The organism is Synechococcus sp. OH20, assembly GCF_047502685.1.
GTDB lineage: Bacteria > Cyanobacteriota > Cyanobacteriia > Thermostichales > Thermostichaceae > Thermostichus.
On record NZ_JANSIQ010000054.1, the window covers coordinates 81,664 to 101,168 of the forward strand.

Annotated in this window: 22 protein-coding genes; 9 read left to right on the top strand and 13 right to left on the bottom strand. The window is 60.0% G+C overall.

What is annotated here, in order from left to right; genetic code table 11:
* Positions 1-224: 224 nt before the first annotated feature.
* Complete coding sequence (raf1, locus tag NW826_RS11665; RefSeq protein ID WP_414347147.1) at positions 225-1,322, top strand: RuBisCO accumulation factor 1; 1,098 nt, start codon at positions 225-227, stop codon at positions 1,320-1,322.
* A gap of 14 nt (positions 1,323-1,336) precedes the next feature.
* Here raf1 and proB read toward each other — a convergent pair whose 3' ends face one another.
* A complete protein-coding gene (gene proB / locus NW826_RS11670) occupies positions 1,337-2,452 on the bottom strand; it encodes a glutamate 5-kinase (RefSeq protein ID WP_414334274.1) in 1,116 nt (371 codons plus the stop codon).
* A gap of 123 nt (positions 2,453-2,575) precedes the next feature.
* On the opposite strand from proB, the gene psb29 reads away from it, so the two are divergent.
* Positions 2,576-3,295 carry a photosystem II biogenesis protein Psp29 gene (psb29, locus tag NW826_RS11675; RefSeq protein ID WP_414510211.1) on the top strand — a complete coding sequence of 240 codons (720 nt, stop codon included), beginning with the start codon at positions 2,576-2,578 and terminating at the stop codon, positions 3,293-3,295.
* On the opposite strand, the gene NW826_RS11680 is transcribed toward psb29, so the two are convergent.
* Positions 3,292-3,996, bottom strand: a complete 705-nt coding sequence (locus NW826_RS11680; RefSeq protein ID WP_414334277.1) for an esterase/lipase family protein — start codon at positions 3,994-3,996, stop codon at positions 3,292-3,294. The genes psb29 and NW826_RS11680 overlap by 4 nt on opposite strands.
* 3 nt (positions 3,997-3,999) lie before the next feature.
* Complete coding sequence (locus NW826_RS11685) at positions 4,000-4,524, bottom strand: GNAT family N-acetyltransferase (RefSeq protein ID WP_414334279.1); 525 nt, start codon at positions 4,522-4,524, stop codon at positions 4,000-4,002.
* 165 nt (positions 4,525-4,689) lie between these two features.
* Here NW826_RS11685 and NW826_RS11690 point away from each other — a divergent pair, with 165 nt between their 5' ends.
* Positions 4,690-5,409: a DUF554 domain-containing protein gene (locus NW826_RS11690; protein ID WP_414510212.1), complete on the top strand. Its 720-nt coding sequence runs from the start codon at positions 4,690-4,692 to the stop codon at positions 5,407-5,409.
* A gap of 243 nt (positions 5,410-5,652) precedes the next feature.
* On the opposite strand, the gene aroQ is transcribed toward NW826_RS11690, so the two are convergent.
* The 4 genes from aroQ to NW826_RS11710 form a co-directional block, all read right to left on the bottom strand.
* Positions 5,653-6,150 (bottom strand): type II 3-dehydroquinate dehydratase, encoded by a 498-nt coding sequence (gene aroQ / locus NW826_RS11695; RefSeq protein WP_414335700.1) that lies wholly within the window; start codon positions 6,148-6,150, stop codon positions 5,653-5,655.
* Positions 6,128-6,259: a hypothetical protein gene (locus NW826_RS11700; RefSeq protein WP_414335702.1), complete on the bottom strand. Its 132-nt coding sequence runs from the start codon at positions 6,257-6,259 to the stop codon at positions 6,128-6,130. The genes aroQ and NW826_RS11700 overlap by 23 nt, the downstream gene beginning before the upstream one ends.
* A 112-nt stretch (positions 6,260-6,371) precedes the next feature.
* A complete protein-coding gene (locus tag NW826_RS11705) occupies positions 6,372-8,321 on the bottom strand; it encodes an acetate--CoA ligase family protein (RefSeq protein WP_414510213.1) in 1,950 nt (649 codons plus the stop codon).
* A gap of 723 nt (positions 8,322-9,044) precedes the next feature.
* Positions 9,045-9,194 (bottom strand): hypothetical protein, encoded by a 150-nt coding sequence (locus NW826_RS11710; protein ID WP_414335704.1) that lies wholly within the window; start codon positions 9,192-9,194, stop codon positions 9,045-9,047.
* Between the two features lie 135 nt (positions 9,195-9,329).
* On the opposite strand from NW826_RS11710, the gene NW826_RS11715 reads away from it, so the two are divergent.
* Positions 9,330-10,574 (top strand): Era-like GTP-binding protein, encoded by a 1,245-nt coding sequence (locus NW826_RS11715; protein WP_414510214.1) that lies wholly within the window; start codon positions 9,330-9,332, stop codon positions 10,572-10,574.
* Here the strand turns inward: NW826_RS11715 and lipA are convergent.
* The 3 genes from lipA to NW826_RS11730 form a co-directional block, all read right to left on the bottom strand.
* Complete coding sequence (gene lipA / locus NW826_RS11720) at positions 10,571-11,425, bottom strand: lipoyl synthase (protein WP_414510215.1); 855 nt, start codon at positions 11,423-11,425, stop codon at positions 10,571-10,573. The genes NW826_RS11715 and lipA overlap by 4 nt on opposite strands.
* 123 nt (positions 11,426-11,548) lie before the next feature.
* The gene (locus NW826_RS11725; RefSeq protein ID WP_414335709.1) at positions 11,549-12,046 is read right to left on the bottom strand and encodes a DUF4079 domain-containing protein; all 498 of its coding nucleotides are present in this window, start codon (positions 12,044-12,046) and stop codon (positions 11,549-11,551) included.
* A 51-nt stretch (positions 12,047-12,097) separates the two neighbouring features.
* Positions 12,098-13,114, bottom strand: a complete 1,017-nt coding sequence (locus NW826_RS11730; protein ID WP_414335710.1) for a phosphotransferase enzyme family protein — start codon at positions 13,112-13,114, stop codon at positions 12,098-12,100.
* Between the two features lie 260 nt (positions 13,115-13,374).
* Here NW826_RS11730 and remA point away from each other — a divergent pair, with 260 nt between their 5' ends.
* The 5 genes from remA to NW826_RS11755 all read left to right on the top strand — a co-directional run bounded on the left by remA (position 13,375) and on the right by NW826_RS11755 (position 17,340).
* Complete coding sequence (gene remA, locus NW826_RS11735) at positions 13,375-13,644, top strand: extracellular matrix/biofilm regulator RemA (protein WP_414335047.1); 270 nt, start codon at positions 13,375-13,377, stop codon at positions 13,642-13,644.
* A gap of 83 nt (positions 13,645-13,727) precedes the next feature.
* Positions 13,728-14,375 carry a guanylate kinase gene (gene gmk, locus NW826_RS11740; protein ID WP_414335046.1) on the top strand — a complete coding sequence of 216 codons (648 nt, stop codon included), beginning with the start codon at positions 13,728-13,730 and terminating at the stop codon, positions 14,373-14,375.
* 193 nt (positions 14,376-14,568) lie between these two features.
* Entirely contained in the window at positions 14,569-15,027 is a 459-nt protein-coding gene (gene speD, locus NW826_RS11745) for an adenosylmethionine decarboxylase (RefSeq protein ID WP_414335045.1), read from the top strand.
* Positions 15,028-15,149: 122 nt separating this feature from the next.
* Complete coding sequence (locus NW826_RS11750) at positions 15,150-16,088, top strand: spermidine synthase (protein ID WP_414510216.1); 939 nt, start codon at positions 15,150-15,152, stop codon at positions 16,086-16,088.
* Between the two features lie 100 nt (positions 16,089-16,188).
* Positions 16,189-17,340 carry an NAD-dependent epimerase/dehydratase family protein gene (locus NW826_RS11755; protein ID WP_414335043.1) on the top strand — a complete coding sequence of 384 codons (1,152 nt, stop codon included), beginning with the start codon at positions 16,189-16,191 and terminating at the stop codon, positions 17,338-17,340.
* Here the strand turns inward: NW826_RS11755 and NW826_RS11760 are convergent.
* The 3 genes from NW826_RS11760 to rsfS form a co-directional block, all read right to left on the bottom strand.
* The gene (locus tag NW826_RS11760) at positions 17,337-18,248 is read right to left on the bottom strand and encodes a histone deacetylase (protein WP_414510217.1); all 912 of its coding nucleotides are present in this window, start codon (positions 18,246-18,248) and stop codon (positions 17,337-17,339) included. The genes NW826_RS11755 and NW826_RS11760 overlap by 4 nt on opposite strands.
* 48 nt (positions 18,249-18,296) lie before the next feature.
* Positions 18,297-18,620: a hypothetical protein gene (locus NW826_RS11765; RefSeq protein ID WP_414347671.1), complete on the bottom strand. Its 324-nt coding sequence runs from the start codon at positions 18,618-18,620 to the stop codon at positions 18,297-18,299.
* A gap of 502 nt (positions 18,621-19,122) precedes the next feature.
* On the bottom strand, positions 19,123-19,494 hold the full coding sequence (gene rsfS, locus NW826_RS11770) for a ribosome silencing factor (protein ID WP_414335040.1): 372 nt from the start codon (positions 19,492-19,494) through the stop codon (positions 19,123-19,125).
* Positions 19,495-19,505: the final 11 nt, after the last annotated feature.

A 19,505-nucleotide genomic window follows, 5' to 3' on the forward strand; every position in this document is an offset into this window, starting at 1 on the left:
GACACTCATCTTCGTTGAGTAAACACAATTCACCAATACAGTGCCGGGCTTCCCGCCGATTAAGCTAAAGACAGGACAGCCAACCCGGCACAAGGAAAATTCTTAAAAAAATTCTTGAGGTCGTCTTTTAAATCGTATTTTGGCCTCGGCCTGCCCAACTCCCGACGGTAGTGAGTTTTGTATTGCGCTGATCGTGTTGATGTTGTTGTGGAGGACGTCTTGCCATGGGTCAACATCTGCCAGAACCCTCTGCCCTGGGGGAGGATCCCAGCTTGTTGGTGGAGCGGCTGCGACGCAAAGAGGGCCGTTGGCTGGATTGGGCCAAGGCCTGCCAAAGCTTGCAGCAACAGAAAATGACTCCCCAGGCCATCTTTGAGGCGACTGGGCTTGAGCCCGCCCAGCAAAATCAGATCCTCGTCGCCGCCCAGGTTTACGAGGGGATGGCCAAAGCCGGCGCCAGCCCGGCGGTTCTGGAGCATTTTGCCCACCGAGGCAGCGATATCCTCTACGAGCTGCGCATCCTCTCGCCACAGGATCGGGTTCGGGTGGCGGAATTCGTCCTCAACCGCCATTTGAATGTCGATGAAGCTCATGAGATCGCCCGTGCCGTGAAAAATTACGCCCAACTGCAACGGCTTCCGGACGGGTTTACGGATCACCCCGGCGATGCGGTGGCCTATCAAGCCTGGAGAACGGCCCAGCAAACCCGCGATCTGCAGGAGCGCACTCGGGCTATCGGTCGAGCGTTTCGGTATGTCCATAGCGATACAGCCCGCCAGCAGGTGGAGCAGCTCCTATCCACGGTTGCTGCCAGCTCCCGACCCCAACGCAGCGTTTTGCCCAAGCTGTCTGTGTTTCGCCTGGAAGAAGATCTGCCGCGCCTGCTGCCGGTGGCCGGATCCCTGCCCCTGGCGACCGACATCTGGGAACAGATCCCTGCCGGCGAGCCCCAAGGGCCTTTTGGCTGGGTCACCAGCCCGGCGGAGCAGACTTGGATGGCCTTGCCCGCTTGGCCGGTGATGCAAAAGGCCGGGGATCCGGTCGTCCTACCAGTAGAAAACGGGCTGCTGGGATCCCTGTTGGGCTTGCCGGTGGCCCCTGAGGAAGAACGGGATCCGGTCTTGCTGGTGGTGGATCGCGCTGTTCGGGTTTGGGAAGGAACGGCGGGATTTTTCCTGCTGGATCGGGCTGGACTGGTGGCAGTGGAGTGGATTGAGGATTCACCCTCCTCTCCCCTGTTGGGCCAGGTGCTGCTGGCCGTGCGCCCACCGCGGGTTTTCGATGAGGAGCTGGCTCAGGATCCCTGGCAGTTGGAAGAATAGGCCATCGCAGTGGCCTAGTTGAGCAGAGCCAAGTTATCCCGATGCACAGCGGTATCGACCCCCTCGTAGCCCAGAATGTGAGGGATCTCGGCAGTTTTTTTGCCCTTGATCTGCCGCAGTTCTGCGGCGCTGTAGTTCACCAGACCCCGTGCCACCTCCTGACCGCTGGGATCGCACAGGCGCACGGCGGCCCCCGCCTCAAATTCCCCAGAAACGGCCGTGATCCCTGCCGGCAGCAGCGAACGTCCTTGCTGGCACACCGCCCGTACCGCCCCCTCATCCAAAGTCAAAGATCCCTCGGGGATGAGGCCATAGGCAATCCATCGCTTGCGGGCGCTGGCGGGCTGGGGAGCCGGATCAAAGCGGGTGCCGATGGCCTCGCCGGCCAGAATGGCCGGGATCTGCTCAGGCCGTTTGCCGTTGGTGATCACCACCGTGACGCCTGCGGCTGTAGCAATTTGAGCAGCGGTTAGCTTGGTGGCCATGCCGCCGGTGCCCCAGCCGCTTTTTCCCTGGGCTTCGGCCTTCACCTGGAGAGGGATCCCGGGCAACACCCGCTCGATGGGCTCAGCAGACGGATCCCGGTTGGGGTCAGCCGAATAGAGCTTGTCCACATCGGTGAGCAAGATGAGCCACTTGGCCTGCACCATGCTGGCCACCAACGCCGAAAGCGAGTCGTTGTCGCCGAATTTCAGCTCCTCCACTGCCACGGTGTCGTTTTCGTTGACGATGGGGATAACCCCCATCTGCAGCAGTTGGGCAAACGTGCGATTGGCGTTCACGTAGCGGCTGCGCTCCACCAGATCGCCGCGGGTGAGCAAAACTTGGGCAATCGGCTGGTTGAGAGCCGAGAAGAGGTCATCGTAAAGGCGGATCAGCCGTCCCTGCCCCACCGCAGCCACCGCCTGCTTTTCGGCAATGGCCGTCGGTCGTTGCCGCCAGCCCAGGCGAGCACAACCTACCCCCACCGCTCCGGAGGAGACCAAGATCACCGCGTACCCCTGCCTGCGCAAGTGGGTTAGTACCTCCACCAGCGGCCCCAGCACCGAAAGGCGCAACAGGCCGGTTTGCGTGTCCGTCAGGCTGGAGGTGCCGATCTTCACCACCACCGTCACGTCTGTTGTTGCCATCCCCCTCCTCAACCCATCCCTATCTCACCATAGCGGAGGGCCATCGCTTGCCCTCAGAGTCACCACAGGCGAGAATAAAAACAGTCGAGAAAGCCATCCTCAAGCTCATCTTTCTGTCTGCCTGTGAATCCTGTTCGCACCCTCGCCGCCACCAAAGCGACCTTTTTCAGCGCCTACCCTCGCCCGATCAACGCCGTCTATCGGCGGGTGGTGGAAGAGTTGCTGGTGGAGCTGCATCTGACCACTGTCAACAGTGCCTTCACCTACGACCCGTTTTTTGCTTTGGGGCTGGTCACCCTCTACGAGGGGCTGATGGAAGCTTACCACCCCCCTGAACAGCGAGAGGCCATTTTCAACGCCCTCTGTAAGGCTCTCCACCTCAAGCCGGAGGTGTTGCGCAAGAATGCCGGCGATCTGCTCGAGTTGATGCGCAGCGGGGATCCACGCCAAAGACTGGATCTCCTTTGTCTCAAACCGGGGGCGGAAGATGTGGGCGGGTTGAAAGCCATTTTGGAGCGCATGACCCAGCCTCCCTATGCCTACAGCCGGGTTTTGGCGGTTGGCCTTTACACAGCCTATGAAGTTGTAGCCAAGTCCCTTTTCAAAGAACCGGAAGAGCGCACCCGTCGCTTTTTGGAGGATGTGGTGGGCAAGCTGCCCTTCTCGGCAGAGCGGGTGAAAAAAGATCTGGAGCTCTACCGCAGCAGCTTGGATCGCATGAAGCAGGCGCGGGCCATTGTCGAAGAAATGGTGAAAGCCGCCCGACGCCAGCAGGAACGTCGCCAATCGACCGCCTCTTTGCCCGAGACTTCCGTTGCCGATCCCAAAGAACCCAGCAGCTAAGCCAAGTAGCCAGCCCAGGCTTCCACTACCTCGGGGGAACCGTACCAGCGCCGCCCACCTCGACCCGAATGGTAACAGTTGGGCAGGGTTAGGTTGACAGCCCCCTGTAAGTGGGCAGCCTGGATGGGGGTAATGCCGTCGCCCCACAGCTCTCCTTGGCCGGCGGTGAGCCAATAGCTGTTGTAGGCCAGCCAAGCCAGATAATGCTCTTGCCGCCACAGGGATCCCAGCTTCAACCTCTGCCCTTGGATGGCCTTGCCCGCCACACACACGTATTTGATCTGCGGCCAAAAGGCCCCCGGATAGTGGGTGTTGACAAAGTCCAAATTGCGCCTTGTCCAGCGCTCGCGGCTGGTGTGAGGGGATCCGAGGCTGATCAAGGTCGAGACGTGCTCCCGCCCCTGCCACACCTGTCCCCCATAGGGCACGGATCCCAGGTAGATGCGGGCAATCCAGCCGCCGGCGGAGTGGGCCACCAGGTTAACCCGCTCAACCCCAAACTCGGCCTGGGTGCGCCGAATGGTGGCCTGCAGAGCCCGTAAGATGGGCGTGACGGGCCTTCCCCCCAGTGTGGGAAACCAACTGCGCACCTGCAACGGCACCACCCGCGCCGCATAGCCGCGGGCCTCCAGCGCTTGGCGCAAAGGCTCGTATTCCGCCGCGCCCGCCAGATAACCGGGCAGGATCACCAGGGGAGCCATGGGCTAGCGGGGATACCAAAACATGCCTTTGATCCCCTCGGGGTCGGGGGTAAAGCCCAGCCGTTCGTAAAAGCTGACCACCCCCTGATCGGCAAAAAGGGTGATGTTGCTGATGTCTTGGGCGCGCAGCTCGTGGATTACCTTTTCCATCAGCCGCCTGCCCAGACCCCTGCCCTGGAAATCGGGATGCACCACCACATCCCAGATGGTGGCATTGAAGGCATGGTCAGATGTCGCGCGGGCAAAGCCGATGAGGCGACGATAGCTGCCCCGCTGCAGCCACATCGACACCACCAAGAAGCTGTGCTGCAGGGCTTTTTTCACTTTGTGCATGGGGCGACGCGACCAACCCACTGCATCGCAGAGTTCCTCCAGCTCGTACAGATCCAAGTTGGGATCCAAGCTGAAGAGGATAGTCTCCCCTCGGACCACTACTGTTTCCTGGCGACGGTCGGCCTTGGCTGTTTGCGCCGGCTCTTTGGTTGTAGCAGCCCCTGTTGACCCGAACAGGCCCTTCCAAAAGCTCATGTGAATCGCTGCGGAGTGAAAGCCCACCGCTGGGTTTGGGTGAGCGTGTCCCCAGTATAGCCAGGAAGGATCGGCAGCGAAAATGGCCGATCTGCCTAGGTGCTTCCGCGCAGGTTTGGGACGAGCCTTTGTTGGAGACTGAGAATGGAAAGTCTGGGCAAACCTATGGCTCCTCCCGGCACTGGCACCCTCGTCAATGCCCTGGCCATCCTGGTGGGCAGCGGCCTCGGCTGGGGCATGGGCAGCCGCCTGCCCGAACGCATGAGCCAAACCCTCTTGCAAGCGATGGGAGCCCTGGTGTTGGTCTTGGGGATCCAAATGGCTCTGACCCTCAGCAGTGCCGCCCAAACGCTAACGGTTTTGGTGGCCCTGGTGTCAGGAGCGGTGCTGGGGGAGTGGATCGACATCGAGGCCGCCTTCGAGCGGGTTGGCCAGGCCCTGGAGAAGCAGGTAAGCCGCCGGCTGGGTCCCAGCCCCATTACCCGCGCCTTTGTTGCCGCCAGCATTCTGTTTGTGGTCGGCCCCATGACGTTGCTGGGATCCATCCGGGATGGCTTAGGGGATCCCTCGCTGTTGTTGGTGAAAGCGGCGTTGGATGGGATCGCCACCCTCGCCTTCGCCGCCAGCCTGGGCTGGGGCACCCTATTTTCGGCGCTGCCGGTGCTCTTGGTGCAGGGGGGAGTGGCCTTGTTGGCGCGGCAGTTGCAGCCGCTGTTGCGCCCAGACCTGATGGCGGCCCTAGAGGCCACCGGTGGGATCCTGATCTTGAGCATTGGCCTGAACCTGCTCGGCCTGGCCCGCCTGCGGGTGGCCAACCTGCTACCGGCTCTGTTGATCGTGGAGCTGCTGGTGGGGTTTTTCCCCGTTTGGGATCTCCGTTTCTAGTTTTCCCGGTCGGCGCTATTCCTACGTAACGCTGTCGCGAACGCGCCGCCATAACTCCCCTCTCCCTCAGGGAGAGGGGCTGGGGGTGAGGGCTGCCTCAGGGAGAGGGGTTGGGGGTGAGGGCAGCGGCGCGGAGCGCTTGAGCTGGCGGCAAAGTGTCTTCATCCGTATTTGGCCGAGCTGAGCAGTGTGACCTGCTGGATCGGCACAGCCGTGCAAGCGTTGCCGGACAGTTGCGGGCACCTACGCCGATTGCAGGCGCAGGTGCTGCACCAGAGCTTGTAATCCCAACAGATAGCTTTGCGCCCCAAAACCGCTGATTTGCCCAACCGCTACGGCGGCAATGTAGGAGTGCTGCCGGAAGGACTCGCGGCGGTGGATGTTGCTCAGGTGAACTTCCACGGTGGGCAGTCCCACGGCGGCAATGGCATCTCGGAGGGCAATGCTGGTGTGGGTGTAGGCGCCGGGGTTGATCAAAATACCGGCATGGCGCTGGCGCGCGTGGTGAATGGCATCGATGAGCACCCCTTCATGGTTGGACTGCAGAATTTCCAATCTTGCCCCCAGCCTTTCTGCCTGCTGATGCAGAGCCTGATCGAGCTGCTCCAAGGATACCGAGCCGTAAATGCCCACCTCGCGCACTCCCAGCAGGTTGAGGTTGGGGCCGTGCAACACCAGCAGGCTCAGGGTCTCGCCGCCGGTGGCAATGGCAGTCGGATTAACGACGACGATGGGATCCATTTTCTACCGGAATGGGTGCCGGTTGGGGCTGAGGATGGCCTAGCAGGGTATCGATCACCCGTTCTACCCATTCGCGGAGCTTTTCCAGGACTTTTTCTACCCAATCCATCCGACCTGCCTCTTGCGGTTTTACCAAGGTAGCCTACTCATTGGACTTCTATGATAGCGTTTCTTGCCGAGGGGTGCAGGGTTAGCCTTTTTCCCAACAGGGATCCCTCGCCTCAGCCAGACCAGTTCTTCAGCATCTGGCTGAGGGTTCTGCAGATGATCCGCAGAGTCATGGATCGCAGCAGGATCCCCATCTGCAGGTCTGTTCCTGGCAGCTCAAACCGCTCCACCTGGCCGGCCACCGTCAACGTTAGGGTGGACTCCCGTTGCAAGAACAGGGCACCGTCGGGGTTGAGCTGCCGCTTCAGGGTTTGCAGCTCTTTATCGGAGGGATCCCGCAGCACCACCAAGTCGCTGCCTTCGTAGGCCAAGCCCTCCCGCTCCAGGGTCTCTTCGTCGGCTTCTGCCAACAGCAGATCCAGGTGGGGATGGCGCAGCAGGGTTTTCGCCTGGCGAAAGAGGCTGCCGTTCAGGGGCCTAAAGCTGTGGTTCAGCAGCACGCCCTCCCGACAGACGCATCCTACCCATCTGCCGGGACGGTGGGACAGAATGTGCTCCACCAGGGTGTGCGCCTCGGCCAAGGTAAGGCGGTTGAAGGTCAAAATTGGGATGCGGGCCGTCTTGGGGAACAGGTGGTCGAGGATCGCCCCTGGCACATCCACGCCCGTGCCCATCGCCGGCTTTTGGTGCATGAGCACACCCGGTGCGGCATTGATCTCGATAATGCCCAGGGATCCCTCTTTCCAGGAGCGCTCTAGGCTGGTGGCGATGACATCGATGCCCAAGCACACCAGCGAGAACTGCTGGGCAATGGTTTGGGCCAAAACCACGTTGTCGGGATGGACGGTGGCCGTGACATCGCGGCTCACCCCCCCCGCCGAAAGATTGGACACCTTGCGCAGGTAGACCGTCCGCCCCGGTTCCAGCACGCTGTCCGCCGTCAGGCCCTGCTCCGCCAGAAAGCGCTCCATCGCCTCGTCCCACTGGATCGGCCCCAGCGGAGAGGTGGGGGTATCCCAGCGGGCGGGATCCCGGTTGGCCTGCTCGATCAGTTGCCCAATGCTGCTGTGGCCATCGCCGGTTACCGAGGCCGGGCGTCGTTCTGTGGCCGCCACAAAGCGCCCGCCCACACACAACAGGCGAAAATCGCTGCCCTGCAGATGCTTTTCCAGGATCAGCCGGATCGGCTGCTCAGGGGGAATGGCTGCCACCGCTGCCCTGTAGGCAAAGGCCAATTCTTCTGGGGTTTGAATGCCTGCTGTCACCCCGATCCCCTTGTGGCCGGCCACCGGCTTGAGCACCACCGGATAGCCGATTTCCTGCGCCAATGACAAAGCCTCTGCCAAAGAAGTAACCACTTCCCCCTGGGGCACGGGGAACCCTTGCGCCGCCAGAAAGGCCTTGCAATCGTCTTTGCGGGTGGTGAAGTCAGAGTCGAGATGGCTGTCGCAGTGAAAGGTGGTGGCCACCCCTCGCACTTGGTTGCGCCCATAGCCATACTGCATGACCCCTTCATCCCACAGGTAGCAGGCAGGGATCCCGCGTTCGTGCGCAGCCCGCAAGAGGGCATAGACCGTCGGCCCGCCGTACACCGAGTCGCGAAACAGTTGCTGCAGGCGACGCATCTCCCCCTCAACGTCGAAGGGCTCCCCCTGGGCGATGGCCTCCAGCCAATCCCAGGCAAAATAGACCGCAGCACGAGTGGTACGCCCGTGCAAGGTCTGCACCGCAATGCGCACGTACTCTGGAAACGGGTGACAGCTCCACCGCTGCAAGTGCAGATCCATCTGCAGCCGGTTCACCTCCGCCACCAGCCGAGCAAACAAATGGGCATAGGAAGGATAGGATCCCTCCTGCAAGGAGGGAAAATAGGAGCAGACCTTGGACAGGTAGGCCTCAATAGGCAGCGGCTGGGGGCACTGGGTGAGGGCAAAGTCGAAGGTGAAAGCGGCTGTATCCAGGTAGGGGTTGGGGCCGAGATAATGCTTCAGGTTGAAAATGTCGAAAGCATCCGACTCGCGCGCGTTGATGCGGGGCACGCCCGCCGCCTCCTGCAAAACCATAGCCGGCCTCAAGGGAAAAAGAACACCAGCCTCAGCTCCGGGAAAACCTGACCCTCCCGGCCTAGGCCGCTTCCATTATTCCCGATCCAACCCCCCTCCCCGCAGCACAAGGGATCCCGTGCAGCCTTTCGTCATGCCGCTCCCCAACCCCCCTCTCCCAGAGGGAGAGGGGCTGGGGGTGAGGGAAGCGGCTTGGATTGACACTCCCTCCGACTGAAGTCGGGGGATTCTTACGCAGTCCACAAACGGACTCGCAAAGGCGTTGTCAAGACGCCCCTAGACAGTCACTTGAGGCAAAACCTCAAGATTCTGCTTACTTTTCGTTCCTTCTCGTTCCCCAATGCACGGATCGGGTTTTTCACCGTAGTAGGTGCTTGGGAACGATAAGTTGACGAGCATTATTATTAGTAGTAGAGCAACTAAACTTGCCTACGGGCTTCTCGTCCCCGCGCTAAAGTGCGGGGCTACCAAGCTGTCCTGATGTGTCTTCATTGGGTTTGAGATATAGCTTTTTCCGAACTTTATGGGAGCTCTGTAGCCAAGCGGGAGCCTTACCTACGCAAGAGATCGATCCACATGACTGCAGCAGATAACGCCGGAAGAAGCTGCAGGTAACCGCCCGCCAGCCCTTAAATCCCCTCCCCTTTGCTTGTGGCAGCGCAGAGGGGTAGGGAGGTGTCTCAGACTTATTCGGAATTAGCAACGACCAACCTGCCCATCCGACTAATGAAGGGCGCTCAGGAGCACAACATCCGCAACCAACAGCGCCCCGGCAAAGGCCAGCAGGCTGCGCACGATCTGGCGCTCTTGCTTAGAACGATGGGATCCACCGATGCGGAGCCATTTCAGAGAGGGGGAAAGGCGATACAGCATAGGAAAGCCAGCAGAAGCCTAAAGCCATCATGCCCTATTCTGTGAGCCAGGCGGTTCCCCACGCTGGGGGGGAGAAACGGCTGGCCCTGGGGTGCAATTCCCTCTAGAGTGAGGGTTAGTCCTTTGCCCCTGTCTATGACCCCTCCTCTCGCCCAAGCCGAAACGGTTTTGCACAGTTGCTGGGATCACTGGCAATCTCTGGCCAGGCGTCAGGATGTGCAGCCGGAGTTGAGAGCTTTATCAGCTTTGCGCAAGCGCCTCACCGCCCGCCTGTTTGCCATTGCGGTGTTCGGGCTGGTCAACCGCGGCAAGTCAGCCGTTCTGAATGCCCTGATCGGCGAGGCGCGGCTGGAGGTAGGGCCCCTGAATGGGGTCACCCAACGGCCCCAATCTCTGCTGTGGCAACCGGATCCGGAGATCCCTTGGCGGGTGAGGCTGGTGGATACTCCGGGTTTGAACGAAGTAGAAGGCGCAGCCCGCGAACAGTTGGCCTGGGACGTGGCCCGCTCGGCAGATTTGATCTTGTTTGTCATCGCCACCGACCTAACCCAGTTGGAATACCAAGCCCTGTTGGAGCTGCGCACCCTGCACAAGCCCATCCTGCTGGTGTTGAACAAGTGCGATCTCTATTCAGAAGCCGAATTGCAGGCGATTCGCGCCCAGATCAGCCGCCACCTGGGCTGGGTGTTGCCGCAGGAGATCCTGACCGTCGCCGCTTGCCCAAAACCTCTGAAAGTGCGCACCCACTGGCCGGATGGCCGCATCACCCTGGAGTGGGAACGGCCCGCACCCCAAATTGAGACTCTGCGGGGGCGCATTGTGGAGATTTTGCAAACGGAGGGGGGCTCCCTCCTGGCCTTGAACGTCTTGAGGCGGCTGGATTGGGTTCAGGCCCAGATTCTGGAAAAACAATGGCAGCATCACGCCCGCTTTGTAGAGCAATGGGGCAAGGTTGTTGCCCTCGGCAAGGGGATCGCGGTGGGCCTGGCGCCGCTGGGGTGGGATTTGCTGCTGGCCCCGCTGCTGGATGGCCTGTGGCTGTTGGGCTTGGGGGTACGCTTGCATCTGCCCTGGGAAGCCCTATGGAAGGCGCTGGTCTCTTTTCGCGAAGGGCTGGGGCGACCGCTGCTGCTCAATGGGGCGCTGCTGCTGTGCGCCGAAGGGATGAGCTCCTGGCTGTGGGGAGACTGGGGCAACGGCCTTTTGCCGGGTTTGGTGGCGGGGGCAAGTTTATACCGCCTGGGATCCCTGGCGCCGCAGGCGCTCAGCCGGTTTGCGGCCCAAGCCTTCGGTCTAGGGGCAGGTCTTCATGCCCTGCTCGGACGGGAAAAGCCGGCTACGACAGACGGCGCACCGCCTTTGCCCAGTTCTCTCGCCTAGTTCTGCACCATTTCAGCAGCGTGGTAGGAGCTGCGCACCAATGGCCCGGAGCGCACCTGGCGAAACCCCATCTCACGGGCGATCTGGCCCAGCTCGGCAAACTCCTCCGGCGTCCAGTAGCGCTCCACAGGGCGGTGGGCCAAGGAAGGCTGCAAATATTGCCCCAGGGTGAGCCGGTCGCACCCCACCGCCAGCAGATCCCGGAAGGTTTCCAGCACTTCTGCGCGGGTTTCCCCATGCCCCAGCATCAGGCCGGACTTGGTGGGCAGGCCGGGATCCAGCTCCTTCACCGTTCGCAAAACCCGCAAGGATAGGTCGTAGCCGGAGCTGCGCCGCACCGCCTGCGACAGCCGCCGCACGGTTTCGATGTTGTGGTTGTAGCAGACGGGCTGAGCGGCCACCACACGGGCAATGCAGTCGCGATCGCCGCGAAAGTCGGGGGTGAGCACCTCGATCTGGATCCCAGGGCAGCGCCGCCGGATCGCCTGCATCACCTCCACGAAGCGACCGGATCCCTGGTCGGGCAGGTCGTCGCGGGCTACCGAGGTGAGCACCACATAGCGGAGACCCAGCAGCTCAACCGCCTCGGCCACCTTTTCCGGCTCTGCGGGATCCAACGGTGCAGGCCGCCCACCGGTCACCTGACAAAACGAACAGGCGCGGGTGCAGATCCCGCCCATGAGCAGAAAGGTGGCGGTCTTTTGGCTGTAGCACTCCGCCCGATTGGGACAGCGCCCCTCTTCGCAGATGGTGTGCAGGCCCCGCTGCTTGACCACCTGCTGCACCGCCGAGATATCGCTGGCCTTGCCGATGGAACGCTTGACCCAACTGGGAAGAGGGCTGACAGACATGAGAAAACCGTTGACTGGGGCTAAGTACCTGGAGAAAGCGTCCCTCTCCAACCCAAGGAGAGGGAGACAGCGTCTATTTTGACATGGACGCCTTCTCTGGCAACTGCCTCTGCCCAAAGCGGGTCAGGCTACCTGAGGGGCGGTCAGCATCTGGTTGACGATGCGCTGCACAATCTGAAAGCCGGTCACCGCCTGCCAACCCAAGATCGCCAAAATCACCGCGTTAAGCATCAGGTGAACATTGCGGGCCCAAACCTTCTGGCCATCCTTCATCAGCGGCGCCAAAGCCGCCGAGCTGGCCACCAAGGCGACAATGCCCAAGCCGGCCAGCAGGTGAGGCCCGACAAACAGCTTGCCGTTGTTGAGGTAGGTGACCCCCATGCCGCCCAGGGCTCCGAACACCATGAACACCAGAAACAGGGATCCGGCCAGGAAGTGCCGCTGAGCAAACTTCCCTTTGATCAGCTCCTTGCGTTCTTCTGCCGAGGCGGTGCGCACCCGCCGCGCCTGTAGCCCCAGGTAGAGGGCATACAGAGCCAGGGCAAAGGCCAAAATCATCAGCACAGGGTGAAAAAAAGGCAGTGCCAATTCCAACCAGCGGGGAAGTTGAAGGCTGCTCATAGGGATCGCGCAACGAAGAGGAAGCTGCTTCTAAATTAACATAAATTTAAATTAACCGAAAGCCAATTCCCTTGCTGCTGCAACGAGGGCGCGCATGGGCTCCAGCAGTTGGGGCGCCATCTGGGTGAGGTCTTGATACAGGCAAATTTGCTGTTGGCAGCGGGCTAGGTTATGGGCTTTGCGACTTGGGTACCGCTGCGGATCCCAATTCCAGTAGCAGTCCTCGAACCAATCCTGCAGAAAGCGGATCCCCAATTCCAGGGTAATCAGTTGGATCCCTTGGATGATGAGTTCTGGTTGTAGGGTGTGCAGGTTGCCGGTTTGGGCATAGCCCCGCAACCCCGCCAGGATCGCCTTGGGCTGAAAGGTATTGCCTCGTTTACCCCAGGAGCGCAAAGCATCTCCCAGTTCAACGTAGAGGTTGTGATACATAAAGGTGTCCAGATCCACCAGACCCACAAATCGCCCCTGCTCGTCGAACAAAAAGTTGTTGAACTTGAGATCGCCATGGATGATCTGCGTTGGGATCCCTGAGGGCAGCAAAAGGTGCGGCACAGTTTCGATTAAAAATTGCCATTCTGCTCGCACTTCTGGCGCCGGGTCGCGCTGGCGGAGCTGTTGCCAAAGGTGGGCCGTGTCGTGAAAATGCGGGATCTGGAAGCGAAAGCGATATTGCCACTGGGCCAAGAGCCGGTGCAAGCGTCCAACGGCTGCCCCTGCCTCTTCCAGGTAACTCCCATCGGGCGGGGTTGAATGCGAGGATCCCGGCAGACACTCCATAACCCGCCACAGCCCTTCTGCCCAGCTCAAATGCAGGGATCCATCCCGAGCGCGGCGAAATTGGGGCACGGGGAAGCCTTGTTGCCTTAGCCATTGGCCGACGGCTTGACCGTCTTCGGTGGCAGCAGGATCCAAACGGGGATGAAGACGCTGGGCAATGAAGGATCCCTCAGAGGTATTGAGTTTCCAGGTCTGGTGAATGAGGCCCACTCGGATGGCTTCGGGTGGATCCGGATCCCCCAGTTGAAAGTGCTGGACAAGGGGATCCAGCCAAGTCAAGTCAAGCATAGGCCAGGAAAAATTAAAGTTCTATGGAAGTTGGTCGGCGTTGGGGCATTTGCCCTCCTCAATAAGTAGGGTAAGCCGTTCGGGTTGTGCAGCTTTTTTTCGACTAAACCTGCTACAGTCGCAGCCTTTTTGCCGGTCAGAACCCTCTGCCCAATTGACCGCGAACTCAGGTGTCGTTCTAGCAAACCTGTGAAAGAGACCTATTTGCTACCTTAATGAAGGTTGCTGGCCGGACAATCGTCAGGTTTGCTAATCACCCTATGGATACCCGCCTAATCAACATTGGCTTTGGCAACATCGTCGCCGCCGGACGTGTGATCGCCATTGTGAGTCCCGAGTCAGCGCCCATCAAACGCATCATCAGTGATGCCCGCGAGCGGGGCCAGTTGGTGGATGCTACCTACGGTCGCCGCACCCGCGCTGTCATCATCACCGATTCCGGGCACGTGATTCTCTCTGCTATCCAGCCCGAAACCGTTGCCAACCGCTTCCTAACGGCCAAGCCCGGTTTGTCAGAGGAAACCGAGTGAAAGCCCATCGCCGCAAGCCATCTGCAAGAACCAAGAGTGAGATATTCTAAAACAAACCCAAACCAGCTCGTCGCTCTCTGCCTATGCCAGCCTCTCCTGCCCCAGTTTCCTCTGAGTGTACGCAGCCGCAGGGATCCCTTCCACCTCCTGCCACTTGCGGTCGCCTGCTGGTGTTGACAGGGCCCAGCGGGGTAGGCAAAGGTACGCTGGTCAGCCAATTGCGCCAGCGCCACCCCGAACTGTATTTTTCGGTCTCGGTCACCACCCGCCCGCCCCGCCCCGGCGAACAGGAAGGCGTCAACTACTACTTTCGCAGTCGCGAGGAATTTCTCAGTTTGATCGAAGCCAATGAGCTGTTGGAATGGGCACAGTATGCCGGCAACTTTTACGGCACTCCCCGCGAGATCGTCTGCCAAAAACTCAGACAGGGTCAGGATGTGCTGCTGGAAATTGAGCTGGCCGGGGCCCGCCAGGTGAGGCAGCAGTATCCAGACGCCATTCGCATCTTTCTCTGTCCCCCTTCTCTGGAAGAGCTAGAACGTCGCATTCGTGAGCGCGGACAAGACTCAGAGGCAAGCATCGAGCGGCGCCTAGAACAGGCCCGCAAGGAATTGGATGCCCAAGACGAATTTGACTACGTGATTGTCAACGACAACCTGGAGCGAGCTCTGCAAGAGCTGGAAGCCCTGCTCTATCCTCCCGCCCCCCCTTCGAGAGAGCAGCAGTCTTAGCTTCTCCAACCCTTCCCTCAAAAGCCGGTGTCTGGGTTGCAGCGCCTCGAAACCGCCTCTAGAGTTAACTGGCGGTTAAGAAAAAAGCCGCTGGGGGGTGTGATTTGGCTTTGCTTGTGAGATGATAGTAAAGCTGTGCTTTTTGCGCAGCCTCTGGTTCTAATCAGTTCTATCTGGCCAATTAGGGGATAGTATGCTGCACACACTATCTGGCCAATTAGGGGATAGGTCTCCAGCTCTGATCGGGATCCACTGTATCCTGGAGCTTTACGACTGCCCGGCCAATCTTCTGGATGATGCCTCTCTCGTGCAACAGGCTTTGCGGGAGGCAGCCAGACGTTCCAACTCCACCTTTTTGGGACAACTGTGCCATCCATTTGAGCCGCAGGGGATTACGGCGCTGGCCCTTTTGGGAGAATCCCATATCTCCATCCACACCTGGCCTGAGACGGGCTATGCGGCGGTGGATGTGTTCACCTGTGGTCGCCACACCCGACCGGAAGCGGCCTGCGAATATTTGATCGACGTGTTTCAAGCGCGGCGATATTCCCTGCGCAAGGTGCCCCGCCGCACCACGCAACCGACACTCCTGGAAGAAGACCCCGACTCGGCTGAGGTGCTTACCTGCGAAGCGACCGGACGAAGGCGCTGAGATGGCCGGTGGCAGCTTTTTCCGACTTCACGGGATCTCGAGATTCAACCACTGAAAATCCCGGCATGGGATCTGGGTATCCCAGAGGTCGGTTCCTATCAACGGTACGGCGAGGTGTGCCGATGGACAGCCCGAGGAGTTTCTTTTGGGTTCAGGAGTACTTGACCCCTTGGGACTACACCGCCCGTGCAGTCACGCGCATCCTGGCCTACCGCAAAACCCCTTTCCAGGAGATGCTCATCGCCGAGACGGGGGCCTACGGCAAGGGTCTAATGCTGGATGGGCATTGGCAATCCACCACGGTGGATGAGTTTCTGTACCACGAGGCTCTGGTTCACCCGGCCCTGCTGCAGGTCGTCCAGGCGGGTGGGATCCCGCGGCGAGTGTTGATATTGGGCGGTGCGGAGGGGGCGACGCTGCGGGAGGTGCTGCGTTGGCGCTCGGTGGAGCAGGTGGTGATGGTGGACATCGATGGGGAGGTAGTGGCCGCCTGTCGAGAGCACCTGCCGGAAATGCACCAGGGATCCTTTGAGGATCCGCGTGTGCAGGTCGTGATTGCCGATGCTTTCGACTTTCTCCACCGGACAGAGCCGGTTTGGGATGTCATCCTCTCCGACCTATCGGATCCTGTTGAAGCTGGCCCTGCCTACCGCCTCTTTACCCAGGAGTTTTTCCGCCAGATCCGCTCCAAGTTGCAGCCCGCTGGGGCTTTTGTCCTCCAGGCGGGGCCGACGGGGCCGGTGGACTTGTGGCAGCACACCCGCATCATTCACACCCTGAAAACGGTGTTTGCTGCCGTGCAGCCCTACGCTATCTACGCCCCCACCTACGGCGGCCCGCTGGGGTTTGCCCTGGCAGCCCAGGATCCCATCTCTTCCAGGCCGGAGCCGGAACAGATCGACCAGATTCTGAGCCAGCAGTTGGATCCCGCTCGAGGGACGCTGCGCTTTCTCGATGGCATCACCCTGCTGGGGCTTTACCAAGTCCCGGCTCACCTGCGCCGCGCCATTGCCGCCGAGACCACGGTTTACACCCTGGATAACCCTCCTCAGGTCGAGTAACCTGTCGGCCCCAATCCGCGATTAAAAATGGGATCCCAGGGTATTTGTCTTCGATGCCATAACTTGGTAGATTCGTGAGCAGCCGAATTTTGCTTCCCTGATGAAAGTCCTGGTTATTGGTGGTGACGGATACTGCGGCTGGGCGACAGCCCTGCACCTGTCTAACAGGGGCTATGAGGTGGCCATTCTCGATTCCTACGTGCGCCGCCTCTGGGATCTGCAACTGGGGGTTTCTACCCTGACGCCCATTGCCCAGCTCGAGCAGCGGGTGGATCGTTGGAAGGGCTTGACCGGCAAAGATATTCCCATTTTCGTTTGCGACGTCACCAACTACGAAGCCTTGATCTCCTGCATGCGCCGCTTCCCGCCGGATGCCATCGTCCACTTTGGCGAGCAGCGCTCTGCCCCCTACTCGATGATCAGCCGCGAACATGCGGTGATGACCCAGGTGAACAACGTGGTGGGCACCCTGAACATCCTCTACGCCATCAAGGAGGAATTTCCCGATTGCCACCTGGTGAAGTTGGGCACCATGGGCGAGTATGGCACCCCCAACATCGACATCGAGGAGGGGTACATCACCATCGAGCACAACGGCCGCAAGGATACCCTGCCCTATCCCAAGCAGCCGGGATCCATGTATCACCTCTCCAAAGTGCACGACAGCCACAACATCCACTTCGCCTGCCGCGTCTGGGGCCTGCGGGCCACCGACCTCAATCAAGGAGTGGTGTACGGCGTGTTAACAGAAGAAACCGGCATGGACGAAGTGCTGATCAACCGCCTCGACTACGACGGCGTGTTCGGCACGGCTCTAAACCGCTTTTGCATTCAGGCGGCGGTGGGGCACCCACTGACGGTGTACGGCAAGGGGGGCCAAACCCGTGGCTTCCTGGATATCCGCGACACGGTGCGCTGTGTGGAGCTGGCCATCGCCCATCCCGCCGAGCCGGGTCAGTTCCGGGTGATGAACCAGTTCACGGAGCAATTTAGCGTGGAGCAACTGGCGCTGTTGGTGCAAAAGGCGGGGGCCACCCTGGGTCTGAAGGTGGAGATCAACTACCTGGAGAACCCCCGCGTCGAGCTAGAGGAGCACTACTACAACGCCAAAAATACCAAGCTCCTAGATCTGGGCCTGCAGCCTCACTATCTGTCTGACTCACTTTTGGATTCGCTGCTCAACTTCGCCCTCAAGTACAAAGACCGGGTGGATGTGCGGCAGATCCTGCCCAAGGTGAAGTGGAAGGGCTAGCTCTCTAGGCAAGCTTGGGCCAGGCTCAGCCAGCCGCGGGCCAGATTCTCCAGGTCATAGCCCCCTTCTAGGCCGAAGACGGTCTTGCGGGTCACCTGCTCCAGGCAGAGGTGAGCCAGGCGGCCAAAGTCTTCCTGCTCCAGCAGCATGCTGGCCAAGGGATCCCCTTTGGCACAGTCAAAGCCGGCGCTCACCAGCAGCAAATCCGGCTGGAAGGCCCGCAAGAAGGGCAAAATCTTCTCATCGAGAGCCTTTTTATAGGCCGACCAGTCTGACCCAGCAGGCAGAGGCACATTGCAGAGGTTGCCGTGGATCCCGGTTTCCTGGGCCAAGCCCGTGCCGGGGTAGAGGGGAAACTGATGGATAGAGGCATAGGCCAGTTGGGGGTGGCGCTCCACCACCGCCTGCGTGCCGTTGCCGTGATGGACATCCCAATCGAAAATCGCCACCCGCCTTACCCCTGGCTGCTCCAGGGCCCAGAGGGCAGCAATGGCGGCGTTGCTGAAGAGGCAAAACCCCATCGCCCGTTCTGGCTCCGCGTGATGCCCCGGCGGGCGACACAGCACCAAAGCCGCCTGAGCTGCGGCCAAAGCCGAAGCGGAAGCGGCAAGCCAGGCTCCCACCGCCAAGCGCGCCGCCTCGAAGCTTGCTGCGGAAACGGAAGTATCTGCGTCGATGCGTCCCCCGCCCCTCGCGGCCAACTCGGCCACCCGTTGAATGTGCCAGCGCGGGTGAACCCGCTCCAGTTCCGCAAGATCGGCCAAGGGGGGATCCCGCCACTCCAGGCAGTCGGCAAAAGAAGCGCTGCGCAGCGCCTTGACAATGGCCTGCAGTCGAGCCGGGCGCTCGGGATGAAAGGGGCCCGTATCGTGGCGAAGAAAGGTCTCTGAATAGTAGACGGGCAACATACCAGGGCGAGGCAATGTTCTCGCAGTCTAGCCTAAGCCCGTGCTCCTCTACCCGTAAAAAGCTTCCGACATGGATCCCGCATAGGGGTCAACGCCAAAAGAAGCTTGTTGCAGCTTCTGCTTGACCACATCCCGCACCACTGAGCGGAGCAATTCCAGCTCAGAGGGGTTGAGCTGATCGCGGCTGGGACACTCATCGGCAGCCAGCCACATGTAGACAGCAGGAACGCGGTTTAGGATCTGCTGCATCATCGCTTCCCGCTCCTTGGCGTCATGAAACACCTGCTGATGGGGATGCTCGGTACAGAGGTAATTTTCCAGCTCTCCTAGGGCCAGATACTCAACGATATTAACCAACATCTTTTCCATCATGATCAACGTCCCTCCTAAAAATCCCTGTCACTCTTAAAACAGGTATTAAACAAAGCGTGTGTAAGATCTCTTCTGCGGCTAAGCCTTTCCATCTCTATTTACCTCGTTTGTCTTCCCGCTTGCCGCTAAAAGCAGCCAACAGGAACCATCAGAAACCGTGAAGATCGCTTCGCTGGCATCCGGCATCAACGAAAAATTATCGAGCTTCCGAGGAGAGCAGGGTACAGTATTTAACAAAGACTATAGAAGCTTAGCCACAGTGAGAAAGAAGATCTCACTCAACCACTCCTCGCCCACCACGCTAGCATACGACTATGTGAAAAATTATGGGAATATCAAGGAACTTACATATTTTTTGACAATTGGCTAACTTAGCGCGCCAAAGCCGGCTTGGAATACTGCTGAGACAAGTGCTGAGACGCCAGACAGGTGGCTGCTGGCCCCAGCTACGGGCTCCGCAAAGCCGTTGCAGCTTAGGGATCTGAACTCAGAAACAATGAGGCTAACCCGCCAATGGTAAATCAACTCGCTGGGCCTGGATCCAGAAAGATTCTAGGTCATAGTAGTTTCTTTCCTCTTGCAAGAGCACATGGACGATGAGATCCGCATAGTCGATCAGAATCCAGGAGCCTGAGTCTTGGCCTTCGATGCGGCGCGGAGCTTGTTGCCACTTCTCCCAAAGATTTTCCTCAATTGCCCGGGCAATGGCGCGAACCTGTGTAAGCGAATAGCCGCTGATCAAAAGGAAGTAGTCTGCCAGTGTGGAAATCTGGGACACATCCAGCAGAACAATGTCGCCACCTTTTTTTTCTTCCGCCGCGCGAGCTGCGCTCAACGCCATGCGATAGATGGGATCCCCGGCAGGGGCAGGCATAAGCTGTAGCA